This window comes from Streptomyces jumonjinensis (assembly GCF_009600885.1).
In the GTDB taxonomy this organism is placed as follows: Bacteria; Actinomycetota; Actinomycetes; order Streptomycetales; family Streptomycetaceae; genus Streptomyces; species Streptomyces jumonjinensis.
In genome coordinates, this window is record NZ_VCLA01000029.1 from 1 (window position 1) to 10,429 (window position 10,429).

General features: G+C 75.8%; 8 protein-coding genes and 2 pseudogenes. 9 read left to right on the forward strand and 1 reads right to left on the reverse strand.

Annotated elements, in window-relative coordinates:
• Nucleotides 1-117: 117 nt before the first annotated feature.
• Nucleotides 118-1,503, reverse strand: coding sequence for a hypothetical protein (locus FF041_RS04170; protein ID WP_153521067.1), 1,386 nt, complete (start codon nt 1,501-1,503; stop codon nt 118-120).
• A 93-nt stretch (nt 1,504-1,596) separates the two neighbouring features.
• Here FF041_RS04170 and FF041_RS04175 point away from each other — a divergent pair, with 93 nt between their 5' ends.
• The 9 genes and pseudogenes from FF041_RS04175 to FF041_RS04215 form a co-directional block, all read left to right on the forward strand.
• On the forward strand, nt 1,597-2,583 hold the full coding sequence (locus tag FF041_RS04175; protein WP_153521068.1) for an ABC transporter substrate-binding protein: 987 nt from the start codon (nt 1,597-1,599) through the stop codon (nt 2,581-2,583).
• Entirely contained in the window at nt 2,580-3,599 is a 1,020-nt protein-coding gene (locus tag FF041_RS04180) for a FecCD family ABC transporter permease (RefSeq protein WP_323391174.1), read from the forward strand. Before FF041_RS04175 ends, FF041_RS04180 begins: the two co-directional genes overlap by 4 nt.
• Nucleotides 3,596-4,615, forward strand: a complete 1,020-nt coding sequence (locus FF041_RS04185) for a FecCD family ABC transporter permease (RefSeq protein ID WP_153521069.1) — start codon at nt 3,596-3,598, stop codon at nt 4,613-4,615. Before FF041_RS04180 ends, FF041_RS04185 begins: the two co-directional genes overlap by 4 nt.
• A pseudogene (locus tag FF041_RS04190) lies at nt 4,612-5,428 on the forward strand (ABC transporter ATP-binding protein). Before FF041_RS04185 ends, FF041_RS04190 begins: the two are co-directional and overlap by 4 nt.
• 110 nt (nt 5,429-5,538) lie before the next feature.
• Nucleotides 5,539-5,682 (forward strand): streptamidine family RiPP, encoded by a 144-nt coding sequence (gene amiA, locus FF041_RS04195; protein WP_228388019.1) that lies wholly within the window; start codon nt 5,539-5,541, stop codon nt 5,680-5,682.
• A 264-nt stretch (nt 5,683-5,946) separates the two neighbouring features.
• Complete coding sequence (locus FF041_RS04200; RefSeq protein WP_153521071.1) at nt 5,947-6,888, forward strand: hypothetical protein; 942 nt, start codon at nt 5,947-5,949, stop codon at nt 6,886-6,888.
• Complete coding sequence (locus FF041_RS04205; protein WP_153521072.1) at nt 6,885-8,468, forward strand: CocE/NonD family hydrolase; 1,584 nt, start codon at nt 6,885-6,887, stop codon at nt 8,466-8,468. The genes FF041_RS04200 and FF041_RS04205 overlap by 4 nt, the downstream gene beginning before the upstream one ends.
• Nucleotides 8,465-9,847: a YcaO-like family protein gene (locus tag FF041_RS04210; protein ID WP_153521073.1), complete on the forward strand. Its 1,383-nt coding sequence runs from the start codon at nt 8,465-8,467 to the stop codon at nt 9,845-9,847. The genes FF041_RS04205 and FF041_RS04210 overlap by 4 nt, the downstream gene beginning before the upstream one ends.
• Nucleotides 9,848-9,864: 17 nt before the next feature.
• A pseudogene (locus FF041_RS04215) lies at nt 9,865-10,429 on the forward strand (hypothetical protein); the annotation flags it as partial.

Genomic DNA, 10,429 nt, shown 5'->3' on the forward strand with positions numbered 1-10,429 from the left:
TGGCGGTATGCGCCACTATGCCCTCCCCGAGCACGCCGTCGAGCTGTTGAGTAGATGGCATCTCAGCATGGATCAGTGCGCCCGGCCAAGGGGTTGGGTGAAATATTTCACAATCTCTCATCGTCCGACGGGGTCGAGTTCAGCGCCGTCCCCGGGGGAGACCAGCGCGAGATGGCCGCCGTCGTCGAGCGCGGTGGGCAGGCGCAGCGTCCGTATGAGCGCGGCCCGGGAGGCGTCGATGAGATGGATCTCCCCGTGGCCGCCCCGGGTGACCGCGACGAGATCCCCGCCGGGTGAGCCGGCGACCGCTCTGCGCTGTACCCCGTCCCAGGGGGTGCCCCCTGCCCGGGGCGCTCCGGCCATGGCGGGCAGCGGCAGCCGGGCGCCGATCCGGGGCCGTTCGCCGGGGGCGGCCGTGACCAGGATCAGCTCGTCGCCGTCGGGGTGGATCCGCGCGTAGGCGATATGGCGCGCGCAGACCGCGAGCCGGAAGACGAGTCCGGGGCCGAGGGGGAGCCGTCCTGTGTCGCCGGCGTCGATCCGGTGCCACCAGGCGTCGTTGGTCCACTTGGGCCACCGTCCGGGCTCGGCCGGGCCGCCCCGGACGCAGGACCAGAGCATCCGGCGTACCGGGTCGAGGCGGAGATACCAGCCGCGGCCCGGCCCGGCCCAGGGCAGCGGCTCGCCGGCGACGAGGGTCGCTCCCGCGCGGCGGGCCCGGTGGACCCCGGAGCCCGCCGCCGCGAACAGCTCCCCGGTGAGCGGGTCGACGGCGTCCCCGTGTCCGTCGTGGTCGGGGAGCGGGAGCTCATGGGCCGGGGTGACGGGCGGGCAGCCGGGGGCCGAGGCCAGCAGTCCGGCGTGCCGGTAGGCGGTGAGCGAGCCGGGTTCGCGATGCCGCAGCACGACGAGCGCGTCGGATGCGCCGGGCGCGGCGGATGCGTCAGACGTGCCGGACGTGCCGGAGCCCGCTTCGGCCGGGTCCGGGGTCGCGGTCGTGACGCCCAAGTCCGGGCCCGGGGGCGTGATGCCCAGGCCCGGGATCGTGACCCCCGGCTCCGGGGGCAGGATCGTCACCCCCGGCTCCCCCGTGCGGGTGCGGACCCGGACCGACCGGGGCCCGTCCGCCCCGCCCAGATCCACCGCGGTCAGCAGATCGCTCCAGACGTTCTCGTTCCGCCCAAGACCGGTGGTCACCGCCAGCAGCCGCCCCGACGGGTCGGCGGCCAGATGCTCGGCGGGCGTGGCGACGGGCACGGCAGCCGCCACCAGCGGCCGTCCGCTGTCGGGCCCGTAAGGGTCGAGGACGACGAGTTCGCCCGCGAGGTCGTCCACGAAGGCGACGCGGCCCCGGGGCAGCGCCAGGAACCCGGCGTGCTCGGCGAGATGACGGCCTTCCAGTCGGCCCGTCTCCGATCCGTCCGGAAGGCTCAACAGCCTGATGTTTCCGGCCACTTGATCGGCGACGAGCAGTCGGGGGCGGGCGGTTTCCATGAGCGGCATCGACGACTCCGGGAGGCAGATGGGCCACATTCCTTATTGGTAATGATTATCATGTGGCTCAATTCGCCGTCCGTTCGGAACGAGAGAGAAGCGATGTCACGCAGAGCATTGACGACCATCCGGCGCTGGGCCGCCGCGCTGGTGATGGGGACCGTGCTGGTGGGCTGTGGAACCACCGGCCAGGAAGCGGACGGGGAGGGGGAGGACGCCGGGACCACGGACATACGCGTGAAACCCATCACCGCCGCCCGGAAGATCACCGACACCCGGGGGGTCACGGTCGCCACCGACCGGCCGCCCCGCCGCATCGTCTGCCTCGTCGCCCTCTGCGACGACATGCTGGCCGAACTCGGTGTCACCCCGGTCGCCACCAACTCGACGCTGCTGGCCCACCCGGAGTTCCTGGGCGAGCGGAAGGCCGCCCGCATCCCGGCGGTCCCCGGGGGATTCCTCAGCCCGGAGACCGAGGCGATCCTCTCCCACCGGCCGGATCTGGTCATCGGCCTGGAGGACACCCACGGCAAGCTCGCCCCCGCGCTGAAGGGGGCCACCGTCTTCTGGCCGGTGCAGCCCGGTGACTGGCGCGAGAGCGTGGCCTATCTGCGCGATCTCGCCGCGCTGACCGGACGCACCGGGCGGGGCGAGGCGGCAGAGGCCGTCTTCCGGCGCAAGCTCGCCCGCGCGGAAAGCGCGCGCACCGAGCTGACCAGCCTGATCATCTTCGGCAGCGACGAGAACTTCGGCGTCGCGACGCCCGGCGACGACGTCACGGCCGGTCTCTTCCCGAAGCTCTCCCGCTATCCGTGGCGGAGCCGGGGAGTCCAGGGCTCGTACAGCATGGAGGAGATCCTCGCCCGGGAGGTCGACGTCCTCTTCGTGGAGACGCTCTCCTTCGGCGGACCGGCGGACGGCGGCGACGCCCGGCTGTCGCGGAAGCTCGCGAAGAACCCGCTCTGGTCGCGGATTCCGGCCGTCCGGAACGGCCGGGTGCATGAGGTCGACCCCGAGGTCTGGGCGAAGGGGCGCGGCACGCGCTCGCTCGGCATCGTGCTCGACGAGGCCACGGCCAAGCTGAAGTGAGCCGGCTGCCCGTGGTGCTGTGCCTGGCGTCGGCCGCCGCGCTCTGCGGCGGGCTGACCCTCGGCACACCGTATGTCCCCCTGACCGAACTGCCCGGCGAGTTCGTCGTCACCGAACTGCGGCTGCCCCGGCTGGTGCTGGCGCTGATCGCGGGCGCGTGTCTGGGCGCGGCGGGACTCGTCCTCCAGGAGGCGCTGCGCAATCCGCTCGCCGTGCCCGAGATGCTGGGGGTCTCCTCGGGGGCGGCGCTCGGCGTCGCCGCCCCGCTGGTCCTCGCCGTGCAGGTGCCGCTCGCCGCACAGCCGCTGCTCGCCATCGGCGGCGCGCTGGCCGGCGGAGTGCTCACCCTGCTCGCGGCGGGATTCGGACGGAGCCCCGCCGCCGTCCTGCTGACCGGGGCCGCGGTGGCGGCGGCGCTCCAGGCCGCCCTGCTGGTGCTGATGGTGCTCGCCGATCAACTGGACCTCCAGCTGATCTACCGCTATCTGCTGGGCAGTCTCTCCGCGCGGACCTGGGCCGATGTCACCGGCCTCTGGCCCTGGCTCGCCCTCGCCGCGCCCGCGCTGGTGCTCTGCGCCCCCGTACTCGGCGTACTGCGGCTCGGCGACGACGACGCACGCGCTCTGGGCGTACGGGTACGACGCGCGCGACTGGCGGCGCTCGGCATCTCCGTGCTGCTCATCGCCCCCGTCGTGGCCGTCTGCGGACCGGTGGCGTGGGTCGGCTTCCTCGCCCCCCAACTGGCCAGACGGCTGCGGCCCGAGGCGGACGCCGTGACCTGGCTGCCATGGTCCGCGACGGCCGGAGCGCTGGCGGTGGCCTGCGCGGATCTGCCCGCGCGGCTCGCGCTCGCACCGGTCGAGACCCCGGTGGGGGCATGGACGGCGCTGCTGGGCATACCGGCCGGCCTCGCCCTGCTCGGGCGCGGCCGGCCGGGCGGCTCGGGAAGCCGGGGTCGGTCGCACGGCTCGGGAAGCCGGGGTCGGTCGCCCGCTCCGCGGCGGGAGGGCGTATGAACCGGCGGACGCCCCTGCTGCTGACGCTGCTCGTCCTTCTGACGCCGGTCGTGGCGTACGCCGGTCTGGTGGCCGGGCGTGCGCTCGGCCCCGCCGAGGCATGGGAGGTGCTGCGGGGCGGCGGCGAGCCCCTGGCCCGCCATGTCGTGCTGCGGCTCAGACTCCCCAGAACCCTGGTCGCCCTGGTCGCGGGCGCGAGCCTCGGCCTGGCCGGCGCCGTGCTCCAGTCGGCGCTGCGCAATCCGCTCGCCGGGCCCGAGGTCACCGGGGTCACCCCCGGCGCGGTGCTCGGGGCGGTGGCCGCCGCCGGCCTCGGCCTCGCCGGCTGGGAGTCCCCCGCCGCGGTGGTGATCGCCGCCTGTATCGGCGGCTTCACCGGGGCGGGCCTGCTCTGGCTGCTGACCGGAGGGGAGCGGGCCGACCCCGTCCGGACGGCCGTCCACGGAGTGCTCGTGTCGGCGGCGCTGTCCGGACTGACCGCGATGGTCCTGCTGGTGGCGCCCGGCGAACTGGGCAGCGTGGTGCAGTGGCTGATCGGCTCCGCCGAGGGCCGGGTGTGGGAGCACTGGTCCCTGCTCTGGCCCTGGGCCGCCTTCTGGTCCCTGCTCGCCTTCGGGCTCGCCGCGCCGCTGACCCTGCTGCGCTGCGGCGACGACCAGGCCGCCGCCGCCGGACTGCGCACCGGCCGGGCCCGCGCGGGCGCGCTGGTGTGCGCGGTCGCGCTGACGGCGGGCGCGGTATCGGCCGTGGGGGCGCTGGGGTTCGTGGGCCTGCTGGTGCCGCATCTCGCGTTCGCGCTCCTCGGCGCGGATCTGCGGACGGCGCTGCCCGGCGCCGCGCTGCTCGGGGCGCTGGTGGTGGGCGGCGCGGACGCCGCGTCCCAGTGGCTGTCCCGGGCGCTGGCCCTGGCCCTGGAGACGGACCGGCTGAGCGTGCCGACCGGCGCGCTGACGACCTGCGCGGGGGCGGTGCTGCTGCTGGCGGCGGTGCGCCGCGCCACAGAGGAGAAGACATGATCCAGGTGGAGGGGGTGCGCTTCGGCTACCCCGGCCGAGAAGTGCTCGACGGGGTCGAACTCTCCGTCGCGGCGGGCGAGCTGGTGGCCCTCATCGGCCTCAACGGCTGCGGCAAGAGCACCCTGCTGAGACTCTGCGCCGGGCTGCTGCGCCCGGCCGCCGGGCGGGTGCTGCTCGACGGCGACGATCTCGCCCGGCTGTCGCGCCGTGCCGCCGCCCGCCGGGTGGCGCTGCTGCATCAATCGGCCCCCGCCGTACCGGGGATGACGGTACGGGGGCTGGTGCGGCAGGGACGTTACGCGGCCCGGGGCCCGCTCGGGATGCTCCGGGACGGCGACGACCCGGTGTGCGCACGGGCCATGGCGGACGCCGGGGTGGCGGACTGGGCGGACCGGCCCGTGGACTCGCTCTCCGGAGGGGAGCGGCAGCGGGTGCGGCTGGCGCTGGCGCTGGCCCAGGACACCCGCGTACTGCTGCTGGACGAGCCCACGACCTATCTCGATCTGCGCCATCAGCTGGAGGTGCTGCGGACGGTGGCGCGGCTGCGCCATGAGCGCGGGCTGACGGTGGTGATGGTGCTGCACGACATCGGGCACGCGGCGCGCTTCGCGGAGCGGATCGTCGCGCTGCGCAAGGGCGTTGTGGCGGCGGACGGCCCGCCCGGGGAGGTGGTGACGCCCGCGCTGCTGGCCGGGGTGCTGGGGGTGGCCGGGCGGGTGGGGCGCGATCCGGAGGGTGGCTGGCCCGTGTGTTACCCGGATCACCCGCTGGAGTTCGATGAGGGACTTGCGGAATGAAAATCATATTCATTAGTGTCGTTCCTGCGACGCCGGTTCTGGCCGGTGACGTGATGGTCTGTCATGAAAACCAGTGATTCATCGGAATCGCTGGAATCATCGATCCTTCGAATGGAGACCCACCTCATGGAGCAGCACAAGGTGTTCAGCCCGATCGCCGAGCAGGGCCAGCTCGCCCACCTCTCCGCCACCCACTCCAACGCGCTCGTCGAGAACCCCTTCGACGGCGACGACCTCGCGGACGGCGCGGCTCCGGCCGCCGACAAGTAGGGCTCACGGCCCACGGCTCACGGCTCACGGCCCACGGCTCACGGCTCACGGCTCACGGCTCACGGCTCACGGCTCACGGCTCACGGCCCACGGCTCACGGCCCACAGGCCACGGCCCACGGGTCCGGACCGGCCGAACGGAACCCGGACTTCTTCCCCCAGGGCCCGCCCGGAGCGCTCTCCCGCTTCCGGGCGGGCCCGTCCCCCCTGCTCGGACCCTCAACCTCCAACGTCAACCGACCCGCGACAGCGAGGAGCAACCCGCATGTCCACCGCACGGCTCGCGCCAGGCGTCGCCCTCGTCTCCGTTCCCGGCCGGGGGCTCGCGGTCCGCACCCCGGACGGCGAGTTCCTCCGCGTCGACACCGGCGGGACCGGCGAGAGCGCGCTGCTCGCCGCCGTCGACGGCACCGGTGCCGGTGCCGGTGCCGGTGCCGGTGGCGTGCCGCCCGGATCCGGGCCCCTGCTCGACGCGTTCCGCGACGCGGGGTATCTCACCGGCTCGGCCGAATCCGCCCCGGCCGGACCTGACTCGGCCGAACCCGACCCGGACCAACCCGGTCCGGGCAGGCTCGCGGGGCACCGGGTCCAACTCCTCGGCGACCCCGTGCTGGTGGAGCCGCTCGGCCGCTGCGTACGGGCGGAGGGCGGCGACGTGCTGCCCCCGGGTGCCGTGCTGCTGCCCCTGGGAGACCTCCTGCCCCCGGGCGACCTCGGATCACCCGGCCGGACCGGGCGCACCGCCGTGGTCTGGTGCCTCGACTCGCCCGTACCGCCCAGGCTCTGGGACGAGGCCGACCGGCTGCCGTCCCAGGGCGTCGCCTGGCTGCGCTGCCACCGGGAAGGCGCCCAGGCATGGCTGGAGCCGCTCGCGGCGACCCCCGGAGACGTCACCTCCGCGCACATCCGCCTCCGCCGTCTCGCCGCCACCCCCGCCCACCGCGAACTCGCCGCCTACTGGGCGGGCCCCGCCGCCGAGAACACCGGCCCCGGGCATACGACCGCCTCCGCCGCGCTGACCGCCGGGCTGCTCATGGCCGATCTCCTCGCCTGGGCCTCGGGCCGCACGGGAGCCCGCCGCCGGCTGCGCCGCCTCGACCTCCGCGATCTGACGGTCACCGAACACCCGGTGCTGCCCGTGCCGGAGGTCGCCCCGCTCCCCGCCCCGCGCACCGCACCGGCCCCGGCCCAGGGCGCCGGCGGATGAACGCCACCACGGCACGGATACCCGTCCGGGGAGCCCGGCTCGCCGCCGACATCACCCTCCCGGACGGCGACCCCCCGTTCCCCGCCCTGGTCATCCGCACCCCCTACGACCGCCGCCGCCACCGCGCCGAAGCCCGCGCCTGGGCCGCCCGGGGCTTCGCCGCCGTCGTCCAGGACGTTCGCGGACGCCATGCGTCCGACGGCGAGTGGCACCCCTACCGCACCGAGGCCGCCGACGGCGCGCAGACCCTGCACTGGATCCGCGAACAGCGCTGGTGCGACGGCCGGGTCGTCGCCGCCGGAGCCTCCTACGCCGCCTACTGCGCCCTGGTCACCGCGGTCGGCGACGGCTCCTGCGACGCCTTCGGCACCGGACCGGCCCCCGGCGGCGGCCCCGACGCGGTCATCGCCGCCGTGCCCGCGCTCGGGCCCGCCGAGGTCGCCCGCGAACCCTCCGGCGTGGAACGGCTGCTGGCCCGCGCCGGCTGGTGGGCCGCCCACGGCGACCGGCCCGGCTCCGACCCCGCCGCCCTCGACAAGGCGCTCGCCGACGACCCCCGGCTGCTCGAACACCTCCCCGTCACCCGGCTGCCGGACCGGCTCGGCCGTGCACTGCCCTCCTGGCCCCGGATCTGGGACGAACACCACCGCGATCAGCTCACCCTGCGCGCCCGCAGCGCCCGGATACCGCTGCTGGCCATCGGCGGCGCCCGCGACCCGTTCGCCGCCGACACCCTCCGGCTCTGGCGCGACTGGGGCGGCCCGGCCCGGCTGCTCCTCGGCCCCTGGGGACACGGGCTCACCTCGTCCCCGGCCCCCGAGGCACGCCCCGGCCACCGCCTCGACCTCGGCGACACCGCCGCCCGCTGGGCCAGGGCCGCCCTGTCCGCCCGCCCGGGAACGGACCCACGGGGAACGGACCGCCGGGGAACGGACCACCCGGCAGCAGACCGCCGGGGAGCCGTCGCGCTCGGCGGCAGCGAGCACTGGTACCCGGTCGACGGCCCCCGCACCATCCGCTCCTGGCACTTCGGACACCCCGCCGGGCTGCGGCTGCTGAGCGGCGGGGAGTTCCACGCCGACCCGGACCGCCCCGTACGCTCCGACCGGCTGGACGCGGACCCGTACCCGTACCCCGTCCCCGACCGCGCCGTGCTGCTCACCCCGCCGCTGCCCCGGCCCCTCGACCTCCTCGGCCCCGCCGAGACCCGGCTGCGCGCCGCCGCCGACACCCCCGCCGCCGACTGGTTCGTACGCCTCATCGCCCTCGACCCCGAAGGCCGCGCCGAACCGCTCGCCCTCGGCGCCGAGCGGCGCGCGGACCCGCCCGGCCGGCCCGCGGACTTCACCGTCCCGCTCGGCTGTCTCGCCCGCCGCCTCCCCGCCGGGACCCGGCTGCGCCTGGAGATCGCCGGACACCACTTCCCGGCCCACGCCCGCAATCCGCACACCGGACAGAACCCGGTGACCGCGACCCGGCTCGACCCGTCGCACCGGAGCGTACGCACGGCGGGCAGCGCCCTGCTGCTCTCCCCCGGGCACGGCCGCCGCGTCGACCCCGTACAGGAGATCCGCCGATGACCGCCCAGGCCGACCGCGCCCCGCTGACCCCCGACGACCTGGTGGACCCGGTCTGCGGACTGATCCGGGCCGTCGGGCCCGTACCCCACCCGTCCGGCGCCCCGCCCCGCTACACCGCGATGACCGCCGAAGTCGCCGACGCGCGCCGCTTCGGGGCCTGGCCCGCCGACCGGGTCTCCCTCGGCACCACCTTCGGCGACCCCGCCGGGGCGCGGATCGCCGCCGTCGCCGAGGCCGTCGAACGCTACTGCGGCAACCGGCTCCCCCCGCCCGGACACCCCCGCGAGCCCCGCCGGGCCACCGCGGCCGAACTCCTCGCCGAGGGGCGCCGGCTGTACGGACCCGGTGAACTGCCCGCGTACGCCGACTGGCAGTACACGCGCCCCGGCTTCCCCTACCGGCCGCTGACCGCCGACACCCCCGCGCTCTGGGCCCGCGCGGAAGAGGACGGCCAGGAGTGCTGGGCCCCCGTCGCCCTCACCCATCTCAACTGGCGGCAGGGCCCCCTGCGCGAGCTGCCCCGGACCCACCATCTCAACTACGCGGGCATCGCCACCGGCCAGGGCTTCGACGACGCCGTGGAACGAGGACTGCTCGAAGTCGTCGAACGGGACGCGCTGGAGCTGTGGTGGCAGCTGGACGGACCGGCCCGGGGCATCGACCCCGCGTCCGTGCCCGGACTCGCCCGCGATCTCGCGGGATGCGATCTCACGGTCCATATCGTCGAGATGCCATCGGAGTTCGCGCCGTGCATGGCCGCGCTGGTGCACGACCCGGCGCGCGGCATCCACGCGGCGGGGTTCGCCTGCCGGTACGACCCGGCCGACGCCGCCCGCAAGGCGGTCCTGGAGGCCGTCCACACCTGGGTCTTCACCCAGGGCGCGGTCGACGCCGACGGCTGGGTCTTCCAGGCGATCGAGGCGGGGACGCTGGCCCGGGGGCTGTATCTCGGCCACCGGGACGACCGGCGCTATCTGGACGACTGCGGGCCGCAGTTCGGGGCCGTACGCGACCTGGGGGCGCATGTCCAGGTCTGGCTGGACCCCCGGACGGCGCCGCTCGCCGAGCGCTTCACCCGGCCCCGGCTGGGGGTGGTGGGGATCGAGTCCGTCGAACCGGGCAGCCGGGCCGCGCTCGACGCCCGGCTCACGGCCGGGGGACACCGGCTGATCACCCTCGATCTGACGACGGAGGACATCGCCGAGACACCGCTGCGGGTCGCCCGGGTGCTGGTGTCGGGTCTGGTGCCCAACGCGCCCGCCGCGTTCGGCTACTTCGGCTGCCCGCGCTTCGCCCGCGCGGCGACCGGGCGCGGCTGGCGCACCGTGGCTCCCGGGGGACCGGGGGACTTCACGCTCACGCCGCCGCCGCACATGTGAACGGGGAGCTGATCACCATGCCGTCGTCGTCGGCTGATTTCGTCCAGGAAGCCCTGGCCCGGGCCCGCTCGGCCGCGCCTGTCGAGCCGGGCCCCGCTGTGCGGAGCACCCCCCGGCGGCCGGGGGAGCCGCTGTCCGTGCCGCCCCCGCTGGACCGGGTGCTGCGCCTCTCCCTGGCCGGGGGCCGGCTGCGGCCGGTCGCCTCGGCGGGGGCGCTGCATCCGGTGGAGACCAGGCTGCTGGTGGGCCCCGGGTGCGGGATACCGCCGGGCCGGTACGGGTACGACCCGGGCCGCCACCGGCTGTTCCGGGAGGGGGACCCGCCGGGCCCGGTCCCGGACGGCGCGTTCGCCGCGCTCGGCGCACGGGTGGGGCCCACGGTCGCGCACTACGGCCACCGGGCCTGGCCGCTGGTGCTCCTGGACGTGGGGCACGCGGCGGCGGCGGTGACGCTCGCACGGGCGGCGGGCGGGGAGTCTTTCCTGGGCGTGGACCCTTTCCTGGGTGTGGGCTCCCTCCCGGGCGTGGACCCTTTCCTGGGTGTGGGCTCCCTCTCGGGCGTGGAACCTTTCCCGGGCGCGG

What these genes read in the sequence shown, in the direction of transcription:
- FF041_RS04185 (WP_153521069.1), top strand. Translation starts at nt 3,596, where the DNA reads ATGAACCGGCGGACGCCCCTGCTGCTGACGCTGCTCGTCCTTCTGACG.
- FF041_RS04210 (WP_153521073.1), top strand. Translation starts at nt 8,465, where the DNA reads ATGACCGCCCAGGCCGACCGCGCCCCGCTGACCCCCGACGACCTGGTG.
- FF041_RS04175 (WP_153521068.1), top strand. Translation starts at nt 1,597, where the DNA reads ATGTCACGCAGAGCATTGACGACCATCCGGCGCTGGGCCGCCGCGCTG.
- FF041_RS04170 (WP_153521067.1), bottom strand. Translation starts at nt 1,503, where the DNA reads ATGCCGCTCATGGAAACCGCCCGCCCCCGACTGCTCGTCGCCGATCAA.
- FF041_RS04200 (WP_153521071.1), top strand. Translation starts at nt 5,947, where the DNA reads ATGTCCACCGCACGGCTCGCGCCAGGCGTCGCCCTCGTCTCCGTTCCC.
- amiA (WP_228388019.1), top strand. Translation starts at nt 5,539, where the DNA reads ATGGAGCAGCACAAGGTGTTCAGCCCGATCGCCGAGCAGGGCCAGCTC.
- FF041_RS04205 (WP_153521072.1), top strand. Translation starts at nt 6,885, where the DNA reads ATGAACGCCACCACGGCACGGATACCCGTCCGGGGAGCCCGGCTCGCC.